Source organism: Streptomyces sp. CoH27, assembly GCF_020181035.1.
GTDB lineage: Bacteria > Actinomycetota > Actinomycetes > Streptomycetales > Streptomycetaceae > Streptomyces > Streptomyces camelliae.
Map to the genome: position 1 here is coordinate 1 of NZ_JAIQYY010000038.1, position 24255 is coordinate 24255.

At 72.4% G+C, this 24255-nt stretch carries 18 protein-coding genes and 1 pseudogene; 7 read left to right on the top strand and 12 right to left on the bottom strand.

Annotation, left to right across the window (positions count from 1 at the left end; genetic code table 11):
- Positions 1 to 1336: pseudogene (gene kgd / locus LE548_RS39560) on the top strand (multifunctional oxoglutarate decarboxylase/oxoglutarate dehydrogenase thiamine pyrophosphate-binding subunit/dihydrolipoyllysine-residue succinyltransferase subunit); the annotation flags it as partial.
- A 69-nt stretch (positions 1337 to 1405) separates the two neighbouring features.
- Here kgd and fxsT read toward each other — a convergent pair.
- The 8 genes from fxsT to LE548_RS39600 form a co-directional block, all read right to left on the bottom strand.
- Positions 1406 to 4405 carry an FxSxx-COOH system tetratricopeptide repeat protein gene (gene fxsT / locus LE548_RS39565; protein WP_225101887.1) on the bottom strand — a complete coding sequence of 1000 codons (3000 nt, stop codon included), beginning with the start codon at positions 4403 to 4405 and terminating at the stop codon, positions 1406 to 1408.
- An 83-nt stretch (positions 4406 to 4488) separates the two neighbouring features.
- Positions 4489 to 5748: an HEXXH motif-containing putative peptide modification protein gene (locus LE548_RS39570; RefSeq protein WP_225101888.1), complete on the bottom strand. Its 1260-nt coding sequence runs from the start codon at positions 5746 to 5748 to the stop codon at positions 4489 to 4491.
- 11 nt (positions 5749 to 5759) lie between these two features.
- Positions 5760 to 6047: a hypothetical protein gene (locus tag LE548_RS39575; protein ID WP_225101889.1), complete on the bottom strand. Its 288-nt coding sequence runs from the start codon at positions 6045 to 6047 to the stop codon at positions 5760 to 5762.
- A 91-nt stretch (positions 6048 to 6138) separates the two neighbouring features.
- Positions 6139 to 9603: an SAV_2336 N-terminal domain-related protein gene (locus LE548_RS39580; protein ID WP_225101890.1), complete on the bottom strand. Its 3465-nt coding sequence runs from the start codon at positions 9601 to 9603 to the stop codon at positions 6139 to 6141.
- Between the two features lie 7 nt (positions 9604 to 9610).
- Positions 9611 to 10636, bottom strand: coding sequence for a MoxR family ATPase (locus LE548_RS39585; RefSeq protein WP_225101891.1), 1026 nt, complete (start codon positions 10634 to 10636; stop codon positions 9611 to 9613).
- Between the two features lie 503 nt (positions 10637 to 11139).
- Positions 11140 to 13518 carry a trypsin-like peptidase domain-containing protein gene (locus LE548_RS39590; protein ID WP_308030992.1) on the bottom strand — a complete coding sequence of 793 codons (2379 nt, stop codon included), beginning with the start codon at positions 13516 to 13518 and terminating at the stop codon, positions 11140 to 11142.
- Positions 13515 to 13922, bottom strand: a complete 408-nt coding sequence (locus tag LE548_RS39595; protein ID WP_225101892.1) for a CU044_2847 family protein — start codon at positions 13920 to 13922, stop codon at positions 13515 to 13517. Before LE548_RS39595 ends, LE548_RS39590 begins: the two co-directional genes overlap by 4 nt.
- 158 nt (positions 13923 to 14080) lie before the next feature.
- Positions 14081 to 14260, bottom strand: a complete 180-nt coding sequence (locus tag LE548_RS39600) for a DUF6104 family protein (RefSeq protein WP_003992906.1) — start codon at positions 14258 to 14260, stop codon at positions 14081 to 14083.
- Between the two features lie 192 nt (positions 14261 to 14452).
- On the opposite strand from LE548_RS39600, the gene LE548_RS39605 reads away from it, so the two are divergent.
- Both LE548_RS39605 and LE548_RS39610 read left to right on the top strand, forming a co-directional pair.
- Positions 14453 to 15430 carry a DUF4097 family beta strand repeat-containing protein gene (locus LE548_RS39605; RefSeq protein WP_225101893.1) on the top strand — a complete coding sequence of 326 codons (978 nt, stop codon included), beginning with the start codon at positions 14453 to 14455 and terminating at the stop codon, positions 15428 to 15430.
- A gap of 1 nt (position 15431) precedes the next feature.
- The gene (locus tag LE548_RS39610; protein WP_225101894.1) at positions 15432 to 16487 is read left to right on the top strand and encodes a PadR family transcriptional regulator; all 1056 of its coding nucleotides are present in this window, start codon (positions 15432 to 15434) and stop codon (positions 16485 to 16487) included.
- 199 nt (positions 16488 to 16686) lie between these two features.
- On the opposite strand, the gene LE548_RS39615 is transcribed toward LE548_RS39610, so the two are convergent.
- Together LE548_RS39615 and LE548_RS39620 are read right to left on the bottom strand one after the other, a co-directional pair.
- Positions 16687 to 17652, bottom strand: coding sequence for a zinc-binding dehydrogenase (locus LE548_RS39615; RefSeq protein WP_225101895.1), 966 nt, complete (start codon positions 17650 to 17652; stop codon positions 16687 to 16689).
- A gap of 195 nt (positions 17653 to 17847) precedes the next feature.
- Positions 17848 to 19071 (bottom strand): NADP-dependent malic enzyme, encoded by a 1224-nt coding sequence (locus LE548_RS39620; RefSeq protein WP_225101896.1) that lies wholly within the window; start codon positions 19069 to 19071, stop codon positions 17848 to 17850.
- 577 nt (positions 19072 to 19648) lie between these two features.
- Here LE548_RS39620 and LE548_RS39625 point away from each other — a divergent pair.
- From LE548_RS39625 to LE548_RS39635, 3 genes are read left to right on the top strand one after another with little or no spacing between them, the layout of a single operon-like run.
- Positions 19649 to 20611, top strand: a complete 963-nt coding sequence (locus LE548_RS39625) for an ABC transporter substrate-binding protein (protein ID WP_225101897.1) — start codon at positions 19649 to 19651, stop codon at positions 20609 to 20611.
- 36 nt (positions 20612 to 20647) lie between these two features.
- Complete coding sequence (locus LE548_RS39630; RefSeq protein ID WP_225101898.1) at positions 20648 to 21577, top strand: amino acid ABC transporter permease; 930 nt, start codon at positions 20648 to 20650, stop codon at positions 21575 to 21577.
- Positions 21578 to 21600: 23 nt separating this feature from the next.
- Entirely contained in the window at positions 21601 to 22353 is a 753-nt protein-coding gene (locus LE548_RS39635; RefSeq protein ID WP_225101928.1) for an amino acid ABC transporter ATP-binding protein, read from the top strand.
- Between the two features lie 63 nt (positions 22354 to 22416).
- On the opposite strand, the gene LE548_RS39640 is transcribed toward LE548_RS39635, so the two are convergent.
- Positions 22417 to 23175, bottom strand: a complete 759-nt coding sequence (locus LE548_RS39640) for a trans-aconitate 2-methyltransferase (RefSeq protein WP_225101899.1) — start codon at positions 23173 to 23175, stop codon at positions 22417 to 22419.
- 98 nt (positions 23176 to 23273) lie between these two features.
- Here LE548_RS39640 and LE548_RS39645 point away from each other — a divergent pair, with 98 nt between their 5' ends.
- Complete coding sequence (locus LE548_RS39645) at positions 23274 to 23903, top strand: ABATE domain-containing protein (RefSeq protein WP_225101900.1); 630 nt, start codon at positions 23274 to 23276, stop codon at positions 23901 to 23903.
- Here the strand turns inward: LE548_RS39645 and sodX are convergent.
- Positions 23807 to 24241 carry a nickel-type superoxide dismutase maturation protease gene (gene sodX / locus LE548_RS39650; RefSeq protein WP_225101929.1) on the bottom strand — a complete coding sequence of 145 codons (435 nt, stop codon included), beginning with the start codon at positions 24239 to 24241 and terminating at the stop codon, positions 23807 to 23809. The two genes, LE548_RS39645 and sodX, sit on opposite strands and share 97 nt — an antisense overlap.
- Positions 24242 to 24255 lie beyond the last annotated feature (14 nt).

Below are 24255 nucleotides of genomic sequence, written 5' to 3' on the forward strand. Positions count from 1 at the left end.
CGGTCGCGGCGACATCACCCTGGAAGAGGCCGAGCAGGCCCTGCAGGACTACCAGGGCCAGCTGGAGAAGGTCTTCACGGAGGTCCGCGAGGCCACGTCCCAGCCGGCCGGCGGACCCGTCCCGGCGCCGCAGGACGGCTTCCCGGTCGCGGTGCCGACCGCGATCTCCACGGAGGTCGTCAAGCGGATCGCCGAGTCCCAGGTCAACATCCCCGACACCTTCCACGTGCACCCGCGTCTGCTGCCCCAGCTGCAGCGCCGGGCGACGATGGTCGAGGACGGCACGATCGACTGGGGCATGGGCGAGACCCTGGCCATCGGCTCCCTGCTCCTGGAGGGCACGCCGGTCCGTCTGTCCGGCCAGGACTCCCAGCGCGGCACGTTCGGCCAGCGCCACGCGGTCATCATCGACCGCGAGACCGGCGAGGAGCACACCCCGCTGCAGTACCTCGCCGAGGACCAGGCGCGCTACAACGTCTACAACTCCCTGCTGTCCGAGTACGCGGTCATGGGCTTCGAGTACGGCTACTCGCTGGCCCGCCCCGACGCGCTCGTGATGTGGGAGGCGCAGTTCGGCGACTTCGTCAACGGCGCGCAGACGGTGGTCGACGAGTACATCTCGGCGGCCGAGCAGAAGTGGGGCCAGACGAGCGGCGTGACGCTCCTGCTCCCCCACGGCTACGAGGGCCAGGGCCCGGACCACTCCTCGGCCCGTGTCGAGCGGTTCCTCCAGCTCTGCGCCCAGAACAACATGACGGTCGCCATGCCGACCCTGCCGTCGAACTACTTCCACCTCCTGCGGTGGCAGGTGCACAACCCGCACCACAAGCCGCTGGTGGTCTTCACCCCGAAGTCGATGCTGCGTCTGAAGGCCGCCGCGTCGAAGACGGAGGAGTTCACCTCGGGCCAGTTCCGCCCCGTCATCGGCGACACGACGGTGGACCCGGCCGCGGTCAAGAAGGTCGTCTTCGTGGCCGGCAAGCTGTACTACGACCTGGAGGCCGAGCGGGTCAAGCGCGGCGTCACGGACACGGCGATCATCCGCATCGAGCGGCTGTACCCGCTGCCGGGTGCCGAGCTCCAGGCGGAGGTCAACAAGTACCCGAACGCCGAGAAGTACCTGTGGGCGCAGGAGGAGCCGGCGAACCAGGGTGCCTGGCCGTTCATCGCCCTCAACCTGATCGACCACCTGGACCTGGCGGTCGGCGCCGACATCCCGGCCGGCGAGCGGCTGCGGCGCATCTCGCGCCCGCACTCCTCGTCCCCGGCGGTCGGCTCCGCCAAGCGGCACCAGGCGGAGCAGGAACAGCTGGTGCGTGAGGTCTTCGACGCGTAAGCCGTGACACAAGGGCCCGGTACCGAGTGAGAACTCGGTACCGGGCCCTTGTGCATGGAGACGTCCTGTTCAGCCCAAGTACGCCTCGAAGTCCCAGTACGGTCGCACCCGTTGGCGGGCCGAGAGGGTGTGGGGGTGTTGGGCGCCCAGCGTGCGGGTGAGGGTGAGGAGGGCGTCGTCCTCCAGCTTCCCCGCCTCCTCCTGCTCGTGCACGGCCCGCAGGTCGGCGGCGAGGGCCACCTGGCAGGACAGGGTGAGCGGGTGTTCGTGGCCCAGGGTGTGCCGGGCCCGGCGCAGGGTTTCCCGGCTCAGTTCCACGGCCTCGGCGATACGGCCGTTGAAGTTGCGGGCGGCGGCCGTGTTCAGGGCGCAGCCGAGGACCCAGGGGTGGTCGGCGGTGAGCGTGGAGGTGAGCCCGGCCAGCGCGGCCTCCGACATGGCGAGCGCGTCGGCGCGGTCGCCGGCCACCTGCATGACGAGCGCCGTGTTGGAGAGCATGCCCGTGGCCACCGGGTGGGCGGGGCCGAGCAGGGCCCGGTAGCCGGCCTCGGCCTCGTCGATCAGCTCCCGGGCCTGGCTCAGATCACCGTGTTCCCGCAGGTAGTTGCCGTAGTTGGCGATGAAGGACAGGGTGCGGTAGTGCTCGCGGCCGTGCAGCTGGACCAGCTGGTCGAGGAGGTCGGCCAGCGCCGGGGAGATGTCCTGGCCGTACCCCCCCTCGCGGCGCCGGCACAGGGCCAGCTGGACGCGGGCCTCAAGGGTCTGCGGGTGCTGCGGGCCGAGCACCTGCACGTGCAGGCGGACCAGTGGCTCCTGGCGGGCCAGGGCGTCCCGGTAGCGGCCGAGGAGCCGGAGGTCGTGGGCGACGGCGCTGCCGGAATTGAGGGTGCTGATGTGCCGGGCCCGCAGGACGTTCTCGCGCCGGGACAGGGTCTCCAGGTCGAGATCGTGGGCATCGGCGTAGCGGCCGAGCAGCCGCAGGCCGACGCCCAGGTTGTGCCGGGCGACCAGGGTCGCGGCCTCGTGGGTTCCGAGGAGTCGTTCGTTGCCCTCCAGGACCTGCTGCTGGAGGGCGTACGCCTCCTCGTACCGGCCGAGGAAGCGCAGGTCGCTGGCGACGGAGCTCTGCGTGATCAACTCGGAGAGTTCGTCGCGCCGGGGAGCGCTCTGCACCTGCTCCAGGAAGCGGCGGTCCAGGTCGTAGGACTCGCGGAACCGGCCGCTGGCGCGCAGGATGTAGCTCTCCTGCCGGGTCAGGTCGAGCATGAGCGGATCCAGCGGTTCCATGGTCCGCGACCACCGGTCGCGGATCTGCCGGGCCAGTTCGATTCCGCTGTTGTACTCGCCACTGCGCAGGCAGTACTGCAGGCAGTTCAGGACGGTGGCCCGGACCCTCGCCTGGCCGCTGCTCAGCGCGCCGGAGGGTTCCAGGTGCGGCAGCAGTTCGGCGTAGCGCGGCCAGTTACGGCTGTCCACGGGGTTGCCGGGGTCGGCCTCGGCGAGCAGCGTGCGCACCGCTCTGCGGTGGGTGGCCCGGTTGTCCTCGCTGGTCAGCTTGGAGACGATGTCGTGGACGAGCCGGTGCATGTGGACGGATTCCTGGTGCGGGCCCATGTCCGCGCCGAGCGGCCCACGCGTCTCCCGGGTGAGGACCGAGTAGTTGACGAGGGTGTCCAGGGCCCGGGTCCAGGCGGGCAGGTCGGTGACCATCCAGCGGAGTTCCTCGGGAAGGTCCGTCTGCGGGTAGGCGCGGATCAGGCCGAGCGGGATACGGCCCGGGGCGAAGCACGTGCACAGGCCGAGGACGTCGATGGCCTGAGGCTGGGACTGGCGCAGCCGGTTGAGCAGTATCGACCAAGAGGTCATGGAGGACTGCGGGAAGCCCTCGCCGGTGGCGGGTTCATCCACGATGTTGAGCTTGCGGTCGCGCACCATCCGCAGGTATTCGGGCACCTCCATGCGGGACTCGCCGAGCCAGGAGGCGGCCTGTACCAGGGGCAGCGGTACGTCGCCGAACTCGGCGGCGACCTCGTCCGCCTCGGCGGCGGTGATGTGCGGGGCTCGGCGCATCAGGTAGCCGGTGGACTCGGCGCGCAGGAAGGCCGGTACCTCCAGGACATCGGTGTACTCGGTCCAGGCCCGGCTGCGGGAGGTGACGAGGACATGGCCGGGGCCCTGCGGGAGCAGCGCGTTCATGCCCTCGGAGTCGTCCCAGCCGTCGAAGATGACCAGCCAGTTGGCGTACGGCTCGCCCCGGCGCAGCGCCTCCCTGACGGCACGGATGCGTTCGCCAGGCTCGCCACCGATGGGCAGGCCGAGTTCCACGGCGAGTTCACCGAGGCGGTCGCGCTGGACGTTGCGGTCGTCGGAGTTGACCCACCAGACCAGGTCGTAGTCGGTGCTGAAGCGGTGTGCGAACTCGGCGGCCAGCTGGGTCTTGCCGATGCCGGACATGCCGAGCAGGGTGCAGGCGGAGGCGCCGCGCTCGGCGTCGGACAGCCGCTGGTGGATCTCGTTGAGCAGGTCGTCGCGGCCGGTGAAGCGCGGGTTGCGGCGGGGCACCTCGCCCCAGATCTCACAGCGGGTGTCCGGGTAGCGGACCGGGCCGCCGGGCAGGCTGCGCGGGCTGCGCCGGCGCTCCAGGCCGAGCCGGCTGAGCAGGCGTTCCTCGGCGGCCTCCGCGTCGAGCGCCCAGAGGCTGGCCGGTTCGAGGACGGCGGTGGCGGGCAGCAGCGGGCGATTGGTGAGGTTGACAGCGGCGAACCGGTCGGCGTGGGCGGCGACGAAGCCGCGCAGCGCGTCGTTCCATTCACCTGCCGGGCGCGGGCCGAGTTCGAAGAACCAGTCGTTGAGCACCAGCAACACCCGGCCGCTGGACAACAGCAGGTCGCCGAGCGAATCCTCCAGCGGGACCTCGCGCGGCGGGTCCCAGCGTTGCAGGGTGGCACGGTGGCCGTGGCGTTCCAGGGTCCGCGCGATCCAGGATGCCCATGCGCGGTGGTAGCCCGGGAAGACCACCAGGAAGTGCTGTGCCGCACCGTCCGTCTCCGACCGCCGCTGTTCCGCCATCGCCACTCCCGCTCCCTGCCTTCCACGCCCGGCCCGCGGGCGAACGCCCGCATCACGTAGCGCAATACCCGATGTACGACGTGTCACCCAGAACTTCTGGCCGCCACGCCGAGACCCGCGTGATGCCGTTCCATCGCCTGGACGAACTCCCGCCCCACAAAAGTCAGTTCATCGGATTTACGGAGGAGGGACAAGGCTTCGCCGACCTGATGCCAACGGGTGTCGAACTGACGCTCGGCGCGCTCCCGCCAGCCATGCGCGAGCACGGGGCCGTTCCTGGCCCGCCGCCAGAGATCGACGAGCGCGAGATGGGCGTACACACCCTGCAGCACACCGGGTACGGGGCGCGGGTCGGGGCGCCAGCCCACCCGGTACCGGCTGCCGCCCGGCCGGTGGAGCGGGACCAGTTCGTGCAAGGTCGCCAGCTTGGTGTGCTGGGTCTCGTGGACCAGGGTCTCGGCCAGGTCGCCCGCGTCCTCGGGCAGCTGGCTGAGCAGCGCGCCGGGGGCGGACCGCAGGGTGGCGCTCATCGGGCCGCCCAGCCGCCCGGACGGCGCCAGGGGCACCACCGCGTACAGCACCGCCCCCACCTCCGCGGCCCGTTCGGGATCGGTCGCCGACAGCAGCGCCCGGGCGGCGAGCCAGCGCGCGGCCCACGCGCCGGGCGCGGAGTGCGGCCGCCGGGCGGCGGGCAGGGCCTCGGGTCCGATCCCGTGCGCGGGCACCCGGTAGGGGTCGAGGTCGTCGAGGAGTACGGCGCTGCCGGGAAGCTCACGCAGGCCGAGCCAGCCGAAGCCGCCGCGGGCCGGCCGGCGTGCGTTCGCTCCGGGGCGCGTGAGCAGCACCTCAGCGGCGCCGGCGGCGTCCGTGATGCGCACCAGTCCGGGCCGGCCGCCAAGCAGGGCGCGGCCGGACGGACAGCGCAGCACACCGAGACCCGGCAGCACCAGGCGGCCCGAGGGCACCGCGCGTTCCCCCTCGACCGACAGGCCCGCACGCGCGACGGCGACCAGGGCCAGTCCCGTGAGATACGACAACTGGCCCGCCAGCCGGGGGCCTTCACCGCCGGCAAGGACCGCACCCAGCCAGGCACCGGCCATGGGGTAGTCGAGGAGGGCGCGGACCGCCGCCGGGTCGGCCCGCTCCGACCGCTCCAGCAGTGCCCAGTCATCCTCGAAGCGGGCCCACGTGGCCGACGCGAGTGAGGCGCGTTCCCGTTCGACCCGGACCAGGACCGCCTTCAGGAGCAGCATGCGACGCGCGTGGAGTGCGGCACGCAGTGCCGCGGTGCCCGCGGGCGCGGGACGGGTCGTCGCGAGTTCGCCGACCGTTTCGGCGGACACGGGCGCCAGGGTCATTCCCGGTCGTCCTCACCGGGATCCCGTGCGGCCACTCCGGCCGGAAACGTACGGTCGCCGGGCGCAACTCCGCCCTTCTTGCCGCTCTCGGCCGGTTCGTCGCCGACATACCAGACCTCGCCGAACTCCCGCGACCCACGCAGGACATCACCCACCACCGCCATGAGGTCCGGATCGTCCATGGCACGCAATGTCCGCAGGTCGACATCGGTGAGGCCGAACAGGAGCGCGGTCGGTCCGGGGTCCTCACCGGGACCGGCCGCTCCTTTCCTCTGCTCCGCCACCCTCGGCTCCTCCCTGCCGGCACCCGCCCCGTACGGCCACAGCGGCTGCCCAGTTCTTCCCGACGCAAGGGAGTCAGAAACACCGAGTCGATCAACTCCGGTCACGATCGGACCAGTTGGCCCACTCTTCGGTCCATGGGTACCAAGGGGGCGCGAGCCGGCCCCACTCCGTCTCCGGCAGCCCCCGTACGTCATCCCGCCGAACCCCCTCCGAGGCCAGCACCGCCTCCGCCCGCCTGGTTTCCTCGACCTCCGCCCAGTCCACTTCCCGCAACGCCCCCGACAGCCGCTGCCACTGCTCACGGGCCGCCCGGTAGGCGCCCCGTGCCGCGCCCGGCCGCCCCAGCAGGGCCAGCACCGCGGCGCTGCCGTGCCAGGCCCGCGCGGCCGTCACCGAGCCGGGGTCCTCGCCGTGCGCGGCCCGCGCCTCCCGCTCGGCGCTCTCGTACGCCTGCAACGCCTCCATCAGCCCCGGCGCGCCCGCGTGATACCAGCCCTCCAGCCGCACCCGCCCGAGCTGGAGCCACACCTCCGCGCGGACGGCCGCGTCGGCGGCGGCCCGCAGCGCCTGGCCGAGCAGATGACGGCTCTCGAACAGGTCGGGCAGAAAGCCGAGATGGCGGAACCGCTGGGCGAGCGCGCTGCCGACCAGGCCCTGGAGCCGACCGCGCTGGGCGGAGCGGGCCGGCAGCACCTTCAGCGCCTCGCGCAGCACGTACTCGGCCCGGTCCACGATCTGCGCGCCGCCCTGCGCCGAGGCCCGCCGCAGCAGCGACTCGCCCCAGCCGGTCAGCAGCCGGCAGCGCAGGGCGCTGTCCGCGGGGGCGAGCAGCACCGCCCGCTCGTAGGCGGCGTCGGCTTCGCGGCCGTGCCCGGTCTCGTCCTGGAAGGCGGCCAGCGCGGCCAGGCAGGGCAGCAGCAGGCCCGGCTCGTCCCCGGCGGCCCGCTCGGCCCGCTCCAGCGCCGCGCGCGTCTCGGCGTCCTCGGCACCGGCGGCCCGCAGCGCCCGCGCCAGATCCAGCAAGGCAGGCGCCCGCACCCCGGCAGCGGCCACTTCGAGGTCCAACAGGGCGCAGCCTTCCCTGAGTTCGGGCACGGCGGCACCGGCATGCCGCAGCTCCAGCAGGATCCGGCCGCGCAGGAGAAGCCGGGCGCGGTGCACACGAGCGGCCCAGGGCACGGCTTCCGCATCCGCACCGGCCGACTCCCCGGAGGGGGAGTGCGCGGCACCGGGGTCCTCCCCGTCGTCGTGAGCATCCTGCACGGCTTGGTCGGCTTGGTCGGCTTGGTCGGCTTGGTCGGCTTGGTCGGCTTGGTCGGCTTGGTCTACTCGGTCGGCTTGGTCGGGCAGAACGTCCTGCAGATCCTGGGCCCTCTGCATCAGGTCGCCCGGAGCGTCCACCAGGTCCCCGCCACCCCCGCCCGGCCGCGAACGCGCCCACATGCGCGCCCGCTGCGCCAGGCCCGGCCAGGGCGCGCTGTCCGGATCGAGCACCTCCAGCGCGGCCCTCAGCAGCTCGGCCTCCGCCGTCTCCTGCCACAACTCCCAGCTACAGAAGGCCAGTTCCAGGGCCGACTCGGCGCGCTCGGAACTGTCGGCCGGGGCCGAGGCGTGCGCGGTGGCGAGCTGGGTCACGGCCTCGCGCAGCAGCTCCTCCCGGCGGCCCGCCGCACGCACCCCCGCCGTACCCGCCTCGGCGCGCAGCACCCGGCCGAGCAGCAGCCGGGCCCGTACGACGTGCTCCTCGGCGTCGTCCGCGCCGGTCACCGCCGTACGCGCGAGGTCCCGGGCCTGCCGCAGCACCTCCGGGTCGCCGCGCCGCCGCCACTCCTCGAACAGCCGGCCACCCTCGGTGAGCGGGTCGACCGCCGGGCGCTCGGGCTGGTAGAAGCGCAGCACCCGGGCGGGGATCCGGGCGAACAGCTCGGCCTCGACGCCGCCGCCCGCGTCCTCCGCGGTGTCCTCGGGCAGCGGCCCCGCGCCGCCGTCCGGGTCGCGGTCGGTGAGCCGGGCCGAGGCGAGCGCGGCGAAGTTCCGGGTGCCGCGGCCGAAGTGCCGTTCCACATACGCCGAGCAGTGCTTGAGGACGAGCCCGGCGGCATCCTGGTCGAGGGAGGCGAGCAGCAGGTCCTGCACCCGGCCCGGATAGACGAAGCAGGGCTGGTCGCCGGTGCCGGGCAGTTGCCGCAGCAGCCCGCCGAGCAGCACCTCGGCCAGCTCCATGGGCCCGGTGTCGGGCAGCATCGCCCGCTGCACCAGCTGCATCACGGGCAGGGTGAGCGGGGCCGCGGCGAGATAGACGGCCAGGCGCAGCGCACCGGGCGAGGCTCCGGCGCGGAAGGCGCGCAGCAGCTCGTCGTCGCCGGGCGGGGCGACGGCGGCCGGTGCCGGCCGGGTGGCCGTACCCGGTGCGGTCAGCGCGGCCCACGCGCGTTCGCTGGTCGGGCCGGTGCCCGCGAGCAGCCGGGCGAACGCCCCGAAGGCGTCCGGGGTGGGCTGCAGGACCGGCACCGGCCGGGCGTCCGGCGCCGGTTCGTCCCAGGGCTCGTCGTCGGGCAGGAAGACCAGGCGGCCGCCGACCTCCGCGCCCCGCACCAGCACGCCCGGTTCGGCGGGCAGCGCCGTACGGCCCCACAGGCGGGGCGGCAGCGGCTGGACGACGGCCAGCGGGGCGGTGCGCGGCCAGCTGTGCAGCAGCCGCTGGGCACTGCCGTTCTGCCACAGCGGGCCCACGCAGTCGCTGATGACGAAGGTGACACAGCGGCCGGTGGGGTCGTGCAGCTCGTCGGCCGGGCGCAGCCGGGTGTGCCGGCCAGGACCGGCGGTCGTCCCCACGAGCGGAGCGCCCGCGTCCCCTTCGTACAGCTGGTGCACGCGGACGGAGGCGAACGCGCCGGACTGCTGGCAGGCCTGCCGCAGTTCCTCGACCATCTGTCCCCAGACGGCCATGGCGGGCCCGGTGTCCATCAGGAGCTGCACGTCACAGCGCCGGCGGCGGCCGGGCCGGAGGACGGGGAGCAGGATGCCGCTGGCGGCAGCACGGTCGGCGGTGGCCTCCTCGTCGATGCGGTCGGTCCCGTCGGTCCCGTCGAGCCGCTCGTCCCGGCCGTGGACGGAGCCGGGCCGGTACCGGCCGAGGGCACGCAGCGCCTTCTCCAGGCCGAGCAGTCCGGGCAGGGCACCGGCGGCGGGGGCGCGGACGGGGAACCCGGCGGGGCTGCCCTCGGCGGCCGGGCGGCCGGGGCCGGGATCGGGGCTCGCGATACGCGTGTGCAGGTGGACGGGAGCGGTGGCGGACTCTGGGCGCGGCGGCACGGGGCCGCGCTCCGGGCCGGTCGCCGGGTCCGGAGGGGCGACGGCGGTGTCCGGCCGTGGCGGGCCGGCCTCGGGACGGCGCGGGGGCGGTCCGGCGGACGACGGCCCGGGGGCGTCGCGCGCCGGGCCCGCGCCGAGCCGCCCGGCCAGCCAGAGCGCGTCCGCCACGTCCTCCGCGGTGACGTCGAGCCCGCCCTGGCGCAGCTTGCCGATCAGCTCGTCCAGACCCATGCCGGGCATGCGCCCATCACCTCGTACGGTCGAGCGGCTGCATGAGCATCTCGGCGATGCGCTCCCGGGTCAGGCTCTGTGCACGCGGGTCGTGCCGGGTGAGGAAGAGGGCGTTGAGCAGCTGGTCGGCGGCGAGCACCTCGCCGGGCTCGCGCTCCAGGAACCTGCGGATCAGCTCCGTACCGGCCGCGACGCCCTCCGGCCCCAGATGCGCCTCGACCATCGCGGTCAGCTGCTCCTCGCCGGGGGCCTCCAGTTCCAGCTGGATGCAGCGGCGCAGCAGCGGGGCGGGGAAGTCGCGTTCGCCGTTGGACGTCAGGACGATCACCGGGAAGGCGGTGCAGCCGACGCGCCCGCCGCGCACGGCCACCCGGTCGCCGTCGTGCGTGAGCACCTCCACGACGGGCTCGCGGTCGGCCAGCCGCTCCAGCTCGGGAATCGCGAACTCGCCCTCCTCCAGCGTGTTCAGCAGATCATTGGGCAGGTCGAGATCGCTCTTGTCGAGTTCGTCGATCAGCAGCACACGCGGCTCACCGGCGGGCAGCAGCGCGGTACCGAGCGGCCCGAGCCGGATGTACGACCCGATCCCGGAAGCCCCCGCGGCGGCCTCCTCGCCGCCCCGGGCGCGCTCCAGCTGGACGTCCTGGAGCCGCCCTATCGCGTCGTACCGGTACAGCCCGTCCTGGAGGGTGGTCCGGCTGACGATCGGCCAGCGCAGCACCTTGCCGAGGCCCAGTTCGTGCGCGATCGCGTACGCCAGGGTCGACTTGCCGGTGCCCGGGTTGCCGGTCACCAGCAGGGGCCGGCGCAGATAGAGGGCCGCGTTGACGGCGTCGACCTCGGCGGGCCGGGGCGCGTAGCTCTCGACCATCCGGCGGCGCACACCGAGCCGCCGGGCACTGCTGGGATCCTCCGGACCGGCCTCCCCGTCGCGGCCGTTCTCCCGGGACGCCGCAAAGTCACGCCAGGGCGGCGGCGCCGGCAACCGCCGTACGCCGTCGTGCGGCTGACCCACTCCGCGGTAGATCCGCCAGTCGTTCACCTTGGGCTCCTCCCAGCTCTGGTGATCATGCAGCGGGTCGTGGCCGTCCGGCCTACGAGGCTACCGCCCGCGAGCCGTGCCTGCCGAGCTTCAGCGCGCCCGGACGCTCACTTCCGGCCGGACGAACGCGCTTGTGGATCAAGGGGGTTGATGGGGGTTGGGGGTTGGGGGTTGGGGGCTGAGAAGTTGAGCCCCGGGCGGGGACCGGACCACGGGACCGGTCCTCGGATCCGAACCGGAGGCCGACGTCCGGGGTCAGGACCAGGGACCGGAACCCGAGGGCCGGACCCGGGGCCGCAGTCCGTGGGCCCGGACCGGGGACCGAAGACCAGGGCCGGACTGGGAGCCGGAACCCGAGGGCCGGGCCAGGGGCCGCAGTCCGTGGGCGCGGACCAGGGACCGAAGACCAGGGCCGGATCGGGAGCCGGAACCCGAGGGCCGGACCCGGGGCCGCGATCCGGGGCCCGGACCACGGCCCGAAGTCCGGGGGGCCGGGCCACGGGTCACCCGCCCGGGGCGGCGAACGGCGGCGGGCGCATCGCCTCCGCGCCGTACGGCGGCCGGTCCGGCGGGTCGAACAGTACGGCGATCTTGCCCCGCAGTCCGTCCGCGCGGGCGCTCTCGGGGTCGGCGAGCCGGATGCGCAGGTCGCGCAGGGGACCGTGCAGACCGCCCGCCTGCCGGGCGGCCGCCAGCAGTTCGGCGGCCTGCCGGTGGAAGGCCCCGCAGTCCTCGGGGTCGTGCCGGTCCCGGCGCCACAGCACCACCGGGTGCCCGGCCATCAGCGCGTCCTTCATCGCGGCCAGCCCCTCTCCGCTGCCGACGGGCCCGCAGTACACCGGCACGCACGCGTCACCCAGCGCGGTCAGAGCGCGGTAGAACGGCAGGCGGGTACCGGGACGCACCCCGCCGTGATGCCCCGCACCCGGTGGCCGCCCGTGCAATGTCCCGGCCGCGAGCGGCCCGCCCTGCACGCCGCTCCAGCGCCGGCGCCACTCCGGAGAGGGCGGTAACGCGTTGCGCCGCACGTCCCGGACGACGACGGTCCGCCGCATGCCGAGAGGGATGGACCGCTCGTCCACGAAGTCGTCGTCCTCGTCGCCGTCTTCGTAGTCCGCGTAGGCCTCGTGGGCGGCGCGGTCGACCCGGTCCGGGCAGTCCGCGTGGTCCGCTCGGCGTTCCGTGCCGCCGGGCTGCTCGGGCAGCAACTGCCATTCGTCCACGGGCAGATCGAACAGCTTGCGCGGCAGGAACACCTCGATCGCGGCCAGGTGCTCCCCGTGGTCGCCCTGGCTCAGCGCCCGCGTCAGCGGGTCCCGCAGCACCCGCACCAGCTCCTCGGCGCGTACGCCCCGGTCGTCGGCGGCGACGGGGGTGACGTCCTGCCCGTCGTAGATCAGCTGCACGCTCCACGGATAGCGGCCGTCGTACATGGCGGCGCCGACCTTGACGAGGACGTCGGTACGGGAGGTGGCGGGGGCGGGGAGCGGGGCGGGGACGACAGGGGCGGGGGCGGGGGCGGTCGTGAGCGGGGACGCCCCGGACGTCGTGCGCATCGGGGGTGTCGGGAGCGTCGCGGGCGTCGCGGGCGTCACGGGTGTCGCGGGCGTCGCGGGCGTCGCGGGCGTCATGGGCGTCATGGGTGGAGACCCGGCCTGCCCGCCCGCGTCGCCCTCCAGGAGGGCCCGGATGGCCTCGCCGACCGCCCAGTTGGGGTGGCCGGCGGCCTGCCCGGCGATCCAGTCGGCGACCGCGCCCAGCCGGCCCGGCTCCACCTCCCCGGCCCGCTCCGACGCGATCTTGCGGGTCACCTTCGCCGCGTACAGCAGGACGGCGTCCAGATCGACCAGCGTCCCGCCGCCGCCCGGCTCCAGCGTGCGCAGCCCGTAGAGCAGTCCGGCGCCCTCGCGCCAGGTCCGTACGTTGCGCAGCACCAGCGACCGCAGCCGCTCGCCGCGCACCTGCTCCTTCACGTCCTCCACGAGATGGACGACGTCGCCCGCGCCCGTCGGCGGGGGCAGTTGCGCGAGGTGGCCGTGCAGCCGGGTGCGCAGTTCGGCGGTGATGCCGGTGAACTCGGGCGCGTGGCCGGGCAGTCCGGCCTGGAAGGAGGCCCAGTCGGGGTAGGCGGAGGCGGCCGGGGCGAAGGAGGCCGGGGCGGCGGCGCCGGTGGCTTCGTCCAGCCGGCGCAGATGGTGGAGGTCGTGCGCGCGGAGCACCTCGCGCACGATCCGGCCCCCGTGCGGCGAGTCCAGCAGCTCGTACAACGCGGTGACGGGGACGGCGACGCCCTCCTCCGGCCGCCGCCCCTTGATCACGCCGATGACGGAGCCGTGCCGCAGATCGAGCACCGGGCCGCCGGACAGTCCGCCGACCGGCAGGCTCCCGGCGAGCAGCAGGGCCTGGGCGTCGGAGCCGGCGAGTTCGCCGTCGCCGTGCCGGATGCCCAGCTCGCCGGTCTGCACGGACCAGCCGTAGAGCCCGACGGGGGTGCGCGGGCCCGCTTCTCGGTCGCCGAGCCACAGACAGGGCACGTCGTCGGCGCCGGTGACCCGGACGAGCGCGAGGTCGGGGAACGGCCAGCGGTCCCGCGAGGCCTCGCCGGCGTCGGGGCGGGGGGCGACGAGTACGGCCGTGCCGGTGCCGGTGCGGTCCGCCCAGCCGTCGGCGGCGGAGCGCTCCTGCCAGGTCACGCTCATCGCGCTCTCCCCTCGGCACACCGCGGCTCCCCCTCTCCCCACGACATGCGCGCACGTCAGCAGCCAGCCGGGAGCGATGAAGAACCCCGACCCCCAGTACGGGTCACGGTCCGTTGCATACCCGTCACCCGGTGCGCCGATGCGTGCGAGGGAGGGGCGCACCATCGCGGCGAAGGTGCTCATACGGCGCCGGGGGCCGCCGGCTGCGGCGGTACGGTTCCGGCGGCGGTCGCCGCGGGATCCGCGCCGTCGGCCGCGCGCGCTGGTACGGCGGCCGGTTCGGTCCAGGTCAGGGACACGGTGAGGGACGACTTGCCGCCACCCTCGGCGATGGCACTCACGATCTTGCCGGACTGCGCCGTCAGTTCGATTCCGAAGCTGACGGAGACCTCCACAGGGCCTGGGGTCTGGAGACCGGCGCGCAGGGAGCGCACGACCCCGCCGACTGTGCCGGCCAGTCCCTCCGCCATGTCGATGACGCGGTCCCCGAGCGAGGTGTCCTGATACCCGTCCCCGTCACCGTCTCCGACCCTGGCCCAGACGACGGTCCCGTCGTCCAGCCGTATCCGCTCCACTCCGCCGGCCATGAACGCCCCCCGTTCCCCGTTGGGAGGAGAAGGCTAACTCCAGGGGAAGGGGAGGGGGAGGGGGCGAAGGACGATACGACCGACTGGTCCTGCACGTCCCGCTCGTCCACCCGTCCTGCTCGTCGACCCGCGCCACTCGTCCACCCGTCCTGCTCGCCCTACTCGTCGTCCTCGTCGTCGAGCCGCGCGAGCCAGGTGGCCAGCCGCTCGACGGGCACCTCGAAGTCGGGATTCAGATCGACGAACGTCCGCAGCTGCTCGGCGAGCCACTCGAAGGTGACCTCTTCCTCGCCACGCCGTTTCTCCAACTCCTCGATTCCACGGTCGGTGAAGTACATGGGTGTTTCTCCTGCATCTGCGTCAAGGCCGGATGGAGGCCGAGTGCCGTCACGGACAAGCGTATGCAACGGGCGGCGGTGACCGTCTCGATGCCCCGAAAGAGTGTCTTGACTTCGAGCAGGCACGATATATCGTGTTTCACGGAAGACGCGATATGGCGCGTCGAGACCGTGTCCGGCCGAGGAGTCCCCATGCCCGTGTGGTCCGTCACCGAGCCCCAGAAGCTGACCTTCGACGCCCAGGTGAGCGACCTCAAGGTCCGCATCGTCAGTGGAACGGTGAACGTGGTGGGCGTCGAGGAAGGTTCCGCCCGCCTCGAAGTCTCGGAGATCGAGGGCCCGCCCCTGGTGGTCACCGAGCAGGGCGGCACCTTGACGGTGGCCTACGAGGACCTGCCCTGGAAGGGCTTCCTCAAGTGGCTCGACCGCAAGGGCCGGCGGCGCAGCGCGGTCGTCTCCCTCGCCGTCCCCGCCGGCACACGCGTGGAGGTGGGCGTGGTCGACGCCGGCGCGGTCGTCTCCGGCATCCGCGGCACCGCGCTGGTCAAGGGAGTGACCGGCGACACGACCCTGGTCGGCGTCTCCGGCCCGGTCCGCGCGGACACGGTGTCGGGAAACCTGGAGGCCCAGGCGGTCACCGGCGACCTCCGGTTCCACTCGGTCTCGGGAGACCTGACGGTCGTCGAGGGCTCCGGCCCCTCCGTCCGCGCCGACTCCGTGAGCGGATCCATGATCGTCGACCTGGACCCGGACGGCCCCACGGAGGTCAGTCTCACCAGCGTCTCCGGCGAGATCGCCATCCGCCTGCCGCACCCGGCGGACGCCGAGGTGGAAGCGAACACGGCGAGCGGCACGATCTCCAACGCCTTCGACGGACTGCGGGTGCACGGCCAGTGGGGGGCCCACAAGATCACCGGCCGGCTCGGTGCGGGCACCGGCAGACTCCGGGCCACCACGGTCTCCGGCTCGATCGCCCTGCTGCGCCGCCCGCCGCGCGAGGACGAGGAGGACACCCCCTGGGAGCCGGAGCCGCCACGGACCCCGGGCACCGCCCCCACCGCAGACACCCCGGCCGCCCCGGGAGACAATTCCGTCTCCGACCAGGGCGCGGGCGCCCCCCACGCCCCCGACGCCCCGGCCGACGGCACGACCGACAAGAAGGTGCTCTGACATGCCCCCCGTCTTCGCCCACGGGCGCCTCCGCCTGTACCTGCTCAAGCTGCTCGACGAGGCCCCGCGCCACGGCTATGAGGTGATCCGGCTCCTGGAGGAGCGCTTCCAGGGGCTGTACGCCCCCTCGGCGGGCACGGTCTACCCCCGGCTGGCCAAGCTGGAGGCCGAGGGCCTGGTCCGGCACACCACGGAGGGCGGCCGCAAGGTGTACTCCATCACGGACGCGGGCCGCGCCGAACTGGCGGACCGCAGCGGCGAGCTGGCCGACCTGGAGCTGGAGATCCGCGAGTCGGTCGCGGAACTGGCCGCGGAGATCCGGGCCGATGTGCGCGGCGCGGCCGGCGACCTGCGCCGCGAGATGCGCGCGGCCGCCACGGAGGCCCGCCGGGGCACACGGGCGACGGCCGGGGAGTACGGCGACCTGGGCGACGACAAGGAGTCCTGGCGGGTCGCCAAGGAGGAGATGCGCCGGGTCAAGCAGGAGTGGAAGGAGCAGGCCCGCCGCGCCAAGGACGAGAGCCGCCGCGCCCGCGAGGAGGCCCAGCGGGCCCGCCACCAGGCCCAGGAGGCGCAGGCTCGGGCGCGGGCCCAGGCGCAGGAGGAGATGCAGCGCATCGCCCGCCATGTCCAGGACCGCGTCCAGGACCACTTCGCCCGCGGCGACTGGCCGACCGGCGTCCGTGAGGGTCTGACCGAACTGGCCAAGGAGTTCGGCGATTTCGGCGTGAACTTCGGCAAGGACGTGGGCAGGGGCCTGGGCCAGGACTGGGGCTTCACCCGCCCCCCGCAGGAGCGGCCCGCCGCCCCCGAGGAACCGCACCACGTCCCGCCCACCGAGGACTTCCCCGCCGCGTACGAACCCTCCTGGTCCCACGAGGACTTCACGGGCGACCCGGCCCGCGCCCTGGACCGCCTCCTGGACCGCTTCCGCGACGACATCCGTGACGCGGCCCGCGACCACGGAGTCACAACGGACCAACTCCAGGATGTCCGCAGTCACCTGTCCACGGCAGCGGCCCGCATCGGCGCCATACTCCGCCAAGCGAAGCTCTGACACTGGGGCATGGCAACGCACCCGGTACCCGCCGGGCGCTGCCGGACAACACGGCCTGCATCATGCCGCAGCATCAACGGTCTTTCAGGCCAGGGAAATCCGACGTACCACGTATCGGGGCAGAACAAGCCAGGAATCCGCGAATCCCCCTCGGCACGAGGGGGAGCAGTCAATGCCTCCCGTACTTCTTGAGGCCAGGTCAGCTATTGGTGAGCACGATCTTCCCGAACTGCTCCCCGGAGGCGAGCCGCTCGAAGCCCTCGCGGGCGCGGTCGAGCGGCAGCTCCTCGTCGATGACGGGCCGTACGCCGGCCGCGGCGCAGAAGGAGAGCAGGTCCTCCAGCTCCTCCTTGGTGCCCATGGTCGAGCCGACGACCTTCAGCTCCAGGAAGAAGATCCGGGTCAGCTCGGCGTGCGAGGGCCGGTCCCCGCTCGTCGCCCCGGAGATCACGATCGTCCCGCCCGGCCGCAGGGACTTCACCGAGTGGGACCACGTGGCCGCGCCCACGGTCTCGATGACGGCGTCCACCCGCTGCGGCAGCCGCGCCCCCGGTTCCACGGCCTCCACGGCCCCGAGCTCCAGCGCCCGCTTCCGCTTCGCCTCGTCCCGGCTGGTGGCGAAGACCCGCAGGCCGGCCGCCTTGCCGAGCACGATCGCGGCCGTGGCGACACCGCCGCCCGCGCCCTGCACGAGGACCGAGTCACCGGGTCGTACCCCGGCGTTGGTGAACAGCATCCGGTACGCCGTCAGCCACGCGGTCGGCAGGCAGGCGGCCTCGGCGAAGGACAGCTCCTTGGGCTTGGGCAGCACGTTCCAGGTCGGCACGGCGACCTGCTCGGCGAAGGTGCCCTGGTAGCGCTCGGTGAGGATGGAGCGCGGCTCGTCGGGGCCGACGCCGTGGCCGGTCTGGCCGATGACGGAGTGCAGGACGACCTCGTTGCCGTCCGCGTCGACACCGGCGGCGTCGCAGCCGAGGATCATCGGCAGCCGGCCCTCCGGGAGGCCGACGCCGCGCAGGGACCAGAGGTCGTGGTGGTTGAGGGAGGCGGCCCGCACATTGATGGTGCTCCAGCCGGGCCGGGCCTCGGGAGCCGGACGCTCCCCCAACTCCAGGCCGTTGAGCGGCTGGTCGCGGTCGATTCGGGCGGCGTAGGCAGCGAACATGGGCCCGACGATAGGTCCGCCGGTCAGCCGACGGAACCAGGCAGCCCTGTGACACATGCCCTCTTGCGCAGCGGCACCCATGCGGCGCAACCCGCCACAAGGGCCATCGAGGCACTCTCTGCACCACCCGAGTCGGCGGGCGGGTGGGAAGGAAAATGGCCCCGCCCAGACGGACGGGGCCATTTCCGCGCAACGTCAGCGACGAGCAACGCCCTCGGCACGGGCAGCAGCCGCGACCGCCGCCGTCACCGCGGGAGCGACCCGCTCGTCGAACGGCGAAGGAATCACATAGTCGGCGGCGAGGTCATCGCCGACCACCGCGGCCAGCGCCTCAGCCGCGGCGATCTTCATGCCCTCGGTGATCCGCGTGGCCCGCACCTGCAGCGCGCCCGCGAAGATGCCCGGGAACGCCAGCACGTTGTTGATCTGGTTCGGGAAGTCCGACCGCCCGGTGGCGACGACCGCCGCGTACTTGTGCGCGACGTCCGGGTGCACCTCCGGGTTCGGGTTGGCCATCGCGAACACGAAGGCGCCCTCCGCCATGGAGGCCACGGCCTCCTCCGGCACCGTACCGCCGGAGACGCCGATGAAGACGTCGGCGCCCGCGAGGGCGTTCTCCAGCGAGCCGGTGATGCCGGCCTTGTTGGTGAAGCCGGCCACCTCCCGCTTGACCGGGGTGAGGTCCTCCCGGTCGGTGGAGATGACGCCCTTGCGGTCCGTCAGGGCCACGTCCCCGATGCCGGCCTCGACCAGCATCTTGGCGATGGCGACACCGGCCGCGCCGGCGCCCGAGATGACGGCCCGCAGCTGCCCGATCTCGCGCCCGCTCAGCCGCGCCGCGTTCCGCAGTGCCGCGAGCGTCACGACGGCCGTACCGTGCTGGTCGTCGTGGAAGACCGGGATGTCGAGGCGCTCCTGGAGCCGGCGCTCGATCTCGAAGCACCGGGGCGCCGAGATGTCCTCCAGGTTCACGCCGCCGAAGGACGGCGCGAGCCGGACGACGGTCTCGACGATGTCGTCCACGTCCGTGCAGTCGAGCGCGATCGGGACCGCGTCGACACCGCCGAACTGCTTGAACAGGATCGCCTTGCCCTCCATCACCGGGAGGGAGGCCTGGGGACCGATGTCCCCGAGCCCGAGCACGGCCGTACCGTCGGTGACGACGGCGACCACGTTGGACTTCCATGTGTAGTCGTTGACCAGCTCCGGCTGCTCCGCGATCGCGGTGCACACGCGCGCGACGCCGGGCGTGTACGCGAGGGAAAGGTCGTCCTTGTCGCGGACCGGCACGGTGGCCTGCACGGCCATCTTGCCGCCACGGTGCAGCGCGAACGCCGGATCGAAGGAATCGAGGGGCTCGGCCCCGCCGTCCTGATCCGGTTTGCTGTCGCTGCGAGGATTGACGATCTCCGCTGCCACTTTGTCTTACCCCTTAGGTATGCATGGTTTGAGGGTCGACCACTCCTGGTGAGGGGTGGGCGGGCACCGCGTACGCCCCGGTTACTGATACGTACGGGACATACGCGACGGGCGCGCCGCACACGCGCCCTGAGCCCCGGATGAGGGGTGTAAAGAACCTTCTTACCGGACGGACGGCGCTCACGACGAGTCCATTAGGTTCAAGGTCACATCTGGCGGCTAGAGAGCCACCCGCAGATGACACGAGGCTGACGTCCGTCCGACGTCCACGCCACGTGCGCGCGATCTCCGCTACACGGGTAGATGTGGTGACCACATCGTGAGATATGCCGAAGGTTTTCCGGCCGGGACACTGGATCGCCGCAGATGGTTCGGCAGTCAAGGACCGTTATGGCACCGACCTGATGCGGTTCGGGGGGGCACCCGTTATGTGATTTTGACATAGTCGCCACCCTGGATAGCTCCGTCCGAATGGCAAGATGCCGTAAACCTACGAGATCGCGACACCCGAAGGTGTGTGTTTCGGTCGACGCTTCCTCACCTCTCCATCTGTTCCCATCTGCCGGAGGAACCCACGATGACCGCACGCTTCACCCGCCGTACGACCGCCGCGCACTCCCGTCTGGCCGCGGTGGGCGCGATAGCGGTCGCGGGCGCCCTGCTGCTCAGCGGCTGCGGTGACCAGACCAAGAGCAAGAGCAGCGACTCCGGCAGCAGCGCCTCCACCGGTGGCGCCCCGCTCTCCGCCAAGCTCCCCGCCGACATCCGGAACAAGGGGGAGATAAAGGTCGGTTCGGACATCGCGTACGCCCCCGTGGAGTTCAAGGACTCCTCCGGCAACGTCACCGGCCTCGACCCCGACCTCGCGGCGGCCATGGGCAAGCAGCTCGGCGTGAAGCTGACGTTCGAGAACGGCACCTTCGACGGCCTGCTCACCGGTCTGCGCTCGGGCCGCTACGACATCGCGATGTCCGCGATGACGGACAACAAGAACCGCCAGCAGGGCGTCGACCCCGACACCGGCAAGAAGGTCGGCGAGGGCGTCGACTTCGTCGACTACCTGACCGCCGGTGTCTCGATCTACACGCGCAAGGGCGACACCCAGGGCATCAACGGCTGGGCGGACCTGTGCGGCAAGAAGATCGCCGTCGAGCGCGGCACCGTCTCGGAGGACCTGGCCAAGCAGGAGGCCAAGAAGTGTCCGGGCGGCAAGAAGCTCACCATCGAGCCGTTCGACGACGACCAGCAGTCCCAGACCCGGCTGCGCTCGGGCGGTGTGGACGCCGCCTCCTCCGACTTCCCGGTGGCCGCGTACGCGGTGAAGACCTCCGGCGGCGGCAAGGACTTCCAGATCGTCGGCCAGCAGGTCGAGGCGGCCCCGTACGGCATCGCCGTCTCCAAGGAGGCCACCCAGCTGCGCGACGCGCTCCAGGCCGCGATGAACGCGATCATCAAGAGCGGTGAGTACCAGAAGATCCTCGCGAAGTGGGGCGCCCAGGACGGCGCCGTCAAGGAGTCCGTGCTCAACGGCGGCAAGTGACCCGCGGCAGTACGCGGCCACCGAGAGGCAACACCCGTGACTGACACAGAGAAGACGGCGCAGCGGACCCCGTCCGCCGGCCCGGAGGCCATCAGAGCCATCCCGGTACGGCACTACGGACGCTACGTCTCCGCCGTCATCGCCATCGCGATCCTCGTCGCGATCATCTACGCCTTCGGCCAGGGCAAGATCAACTGGCACGCGGTGCCGGAGTACTTCTTCGACCACCGCATCATGACCGGCGTCAGCAAGACCCTGCTGCTGACGGTCCTGTCGATGCTGATCGGCATCGCCGGCGGCATCGTCCTCGCGGTCATGCGGCTGTCGAAGAACCCGGTGACCTCGTCGATCGCCTGGTTCTACATCTGGTTCTTCCGCGGCACGCCGGTCCTGGTCCAGCTGTTCCTCTGGTTCAACCTGGGCCTGGTCTTCGAGTACATCAACCTGATGCCGTTCTACAAGGACTACTGGTCGAACTTCATGACGCCGCTGCTGACGGCGCTGCTCGGCCTGGGTCTGAACGAGGCGGCGTACATGGCCGAGATCTGCCGGGCGGGCCTGCTCGCGGTGGACGAGGGCCAGACCGAGGCGGCCCACGCGCTCGGCATGAGCCACGCCAAGACCCTGCGCCGGGTGATCATCCCGCAGGCGATGCGCGTGATCGTGCCGCCGACGGGCAACGAAGTGATCAACATGCTGAAGACGACCTCGCTCGTAGCGGCCGTCCAGTATCCCGAGCTGTTCCGCTACGCCCAGGACATCGGCCAGAACTCCGGCGCCCCGGTGGAGATGTACTTCCTCGCCGCGGCCTGGTACCTGATCATGACGTCCGTCCTGAGCGTCGGCCAGTACTACATCGAGCGGTACTACGCCCGCGGCTCCAGCCGCCAGCTGCCGCCGACCCCCTGGCAGAAGGTGAAGGCCAACATGTTCTCCCTGGGCCGCCCCAAGGGAGGCATGGCATGACCGAGCAGAACCCGACGAACCCGATGGTCAGGGCCGAGGGCGTGCACAAGTCCTTCGGCCAGGTCGAGGTGCTCAAGGGCATCGACCTGGAGGTGAAGCCGGGCGAGGTGTTCTGCCTCATCGGCCCCTCCGGCTCCGGCAAGAGCACCTTTCTCCGGTGCATCAATCACCTTGAGAAGATCAATGCCGGGCGGCTGTACGTCGACGGCGAGCTGGTCGGCTACCGCCAGCAGGGCGACAAGCTGTACGAGCTGCGCGACCGCGAGGTCGCCATGAAGCGCCGGGACATCGGCATGGTCTTCCAGCGCTTCAACCTGTTCCCGCACATGACGGCCGTGGAGAACGTCATGGAGGCGCCGGTGCAGGTGAAGGGCAAGAGCAAGCCGGAGGCCCGGGAGCGGGCCATGCAGCTGCTGGAGCGCGTGGGGCTGGCCGACCGGGCCGGGCACTACCCCTCACAGCTCTCCGGCGGCCAGCAGCAGCGCGTGGCGATCGCCCGTGCGCTCGCGATGGACCCGAAGCTGATGCTGTTCGACGAGCCGACCTCGGCCCTGGACCCGGAGCTGGTCGGTGACGTCCTGGACGTCATGCGCGACCTCGCCGAGTCCGGCATGACCATGGTCGTCGTCACCCACGAGATGGGCTTCGCCCGCGAGGTGGGCGACAGCCTGGTGTTCATGGACGAGGGCGTGGTGGTCGAATCCGGCCATCCGCGCGAGGTCCTGACGAACCCGCGGCACGAGCGGACGCAGTCGTTCCTGTCGAAGGTGCTGTGACCGTGTGACGCGTGAGGGGCGGTACGGACTTCCCGTACCGCCCCTCGCACATCTGCGCACGGCCTACTTCAGCGCCAGCAGCAGCGTGTCCGACGGCGAGCACCACACCGGCCGGGCCTCGCCGAAGCCGTGCGCCAGCAGCGTGCGCGCGTGCCAGGCCGCGGAGGGCATCTCGCCGTCGGCGTGGACGCCGTAGATCTCGAAGCGGCGGGCGGTGGGCGCGGCGAGGACGGGGTCCTTGGCCGCCAGCGCCCACCACTCGGCCCAGTCGAGGGCGCCGCCCCGCGTGGCCTGTTCCATGCGGGTGCGCCGGCGCGTGCTCTCGATCGCGTTGATCCGGGGCGTGGAGTCGTCGATCATGTGGTCGGCGTTCATGAAGACGCCTCCGTGCCGGACGAGCCCGGCGACCTGGCCGTACAGGGTGTCGAGGGGGTCGGTGCGCAGCCAGTGCAGGGCCGTGGCGGTGAGGACCGCGTCGTAGGCGTCGTACGGCAGTCGCGCCGGCCAGTCGGGGTCCGTGAGGTCGGCCTCGACGAAGGTGACGCGGTCGTCGCCGTCGAAGGTGCCCCGGGCGATGGTGAGCAGGGCGGGATCGAGGTCGATGCCGGTGCTGGTGGCGTGCGGCAGGCGGGCGAGCAGCCGGGCGGTGATGCTGCCGGTGCCGCAGGCGAGGTCGAGGACGCGCGGGGCCGGGCCCACGAACGCCTCGACCATGTCGAGCATGATCCGGAACCGCTCCTCGCGATCCGGCATGTACGACTCCTGCTGCCGGTCCCAGCTCTCCTGCCAGGCCGCCCAGTCGGCGGCGGTGCTCGTGGTCATGACCCCGTCTCCCCTCGCGCTGCGTAATACCCTGGAAGCACGACCGGCTGTTACCCGACCGCAGTCATGACCATAGAGCGCCCCAGTAAGGACTACAAGTGGAACTGGCCTATTACTCGGATTACGCCGTCCGTCTCGTCAACAGCGAGGAACCGGCCCGGGGCAAGGACTCCCTGACCTCGGTCGAGGCCGTCCGCGATCTTTTCGGCATCAACTCACAGGCGGCCCGCCGCGCCACCGACGCCGATGTCACGCGCTTCCGCTCGGTCCGCGCCCGGCTGCGCTCGGTCTTCGAAGCGGCGGACCAGGGCGACGAGACCCTGGCCGTGGACCTGCTGAACTCCCTGCTCCTGGAGTTCCCGGTCAGCCCCCAGATCTCCGGCCACGACTACCGGGACGAGGACGGCCGCCCGCTGTGGCACATGCACCTGGCCGACCACCCGTCCAACGCCACCGCCGGCTACGCGGCCATCGCGGCGATGGGCCTGGCCTTCCATCTGACGGAGTACGGCGTCGACCGGCTGGGCCTGTGCGAGGCGGCCCCCTGCCGCAACGCCTACCTCGACACCTCCACCAACCGCTCCCGGCGCTACTGCTCCGACCGCTGCGCGACCCGCGCCAACGTGGCCGCCTACCGCGCCCGCAAGCGCCTGGAGGCCGACCGGTCCGGCAGCAGCGGCCTCGCGGCCGAGAACGCCCAGCGCACCAGCGCGACCGGCGAGCGCTGACCGGCGGGCCGTGGCCGGTACCTGAAGTACGCCTTGCCCAGCACCAGTTCATCGGGCACGACCCCGTAATCGGTGCTGTCCCCGCCCGCATACGGATTGTCCCCGAGCACCCACCAGCCGCCCTCGCGCCGCTCCACGGCACGCTTGACGACCAGCAGGTCCTGCTGGAACGGATGCCGCAGCACGACGACGTCCCCCGGCCGGACCGTGCCCCCGTACCGCAGCAGCAGCCGGTCCCCGTGCCGGAGCGTGGGCACCATGGACGGGCCCGTGACCTCGGCCAGCCCGAACGGCGCCACCGCCCTCCCCCGTTCGGTCTCCTGCGACAGTTCCGGCATCCCCGGCACCTCCC

Coding starts and splice junctions, on each gene's coding strand:
- fxsT (WP_225101887.1), bottom strand. CDS start 4,405: ATGGCGGAACAGCGGCGGTCGGAGACGGACGGTGCGGCACAGCACTTC.
- LE548_RS39580 (WP_225101890.1), bottom strand. CDS start 9,603: ATGCCCGGCATGGGTCTGGACGAGCTGATCGGCAAGCTGCGCCAGGGC.
- LE548_RS39590 (WP_308030992.1), bottom strand. CDS start 13,518: ATGAGCACCTTCGCCGCGATGGTGCGCCCCTCCCTCGCACGCATCGGC.
- LE548_RS39595 (WP_225101892.1), bottom strand. CDS start 13,922: ATGGCCGGCGGAGTGGAGCGGATACGGCTGGACGACGGGACCGTCGTC.
- LE548_RS39600 (WP_003992906.1), bottom strand. CDS start 14,260: ATGTACTTCACCGACCGTGGAATCGAGGAGTTGGAGAAACGGCGTGGC.
- LE548_RS39605 (WP_225101893.1), top strand. CDS start 14,453: ATGCCCGTGTGGTCCGTCACCGAGCCCCAGAAGCTGACCTTCGACGCC.
- LE548_RS39610 (WP_225101894.1), top strand. CDS start 15,432: ATGCCCCCCGTCTTCGCCCACGGGCGCCTCCGCCTGTACCTGCTCAAG.
- LE548_RS39615 (WP_225101895.1), bottom strand. CDS start 17,652: ATGTTCGCTGCCTACGCCGCCCGAATCGACCGCGACCAGCCGCTCAAC.
- LE548_RS39625 (WP_225101897.1), top strand. CDS start 19,649: ATGACCGCACGCTTCACCCGCCGTACGACCGCCGCGCACTCCCGTCTG.
- LE548_RS39635 (WP_225101928.1), top strand. CDS start 21,601: ATGGTCAGGGCCGAGGGCGTGCACAAGTCCTTCGGCCAGGTCGAGGTG.
- LE548_RS39640 (WP_225101899.1), bottom strand. CDS start 23,175: ATGACCACGAGCACCGCCGCCGACTGGGCGGCCTGGCAGGAGAGCTGG.
- sodX (WP_225101929.1), bottom strand. CDS start 24,241: ATGCCGGAACTGTCGCAGGAGACCGAACGGGGGAGGGCGGTGGCGCCG.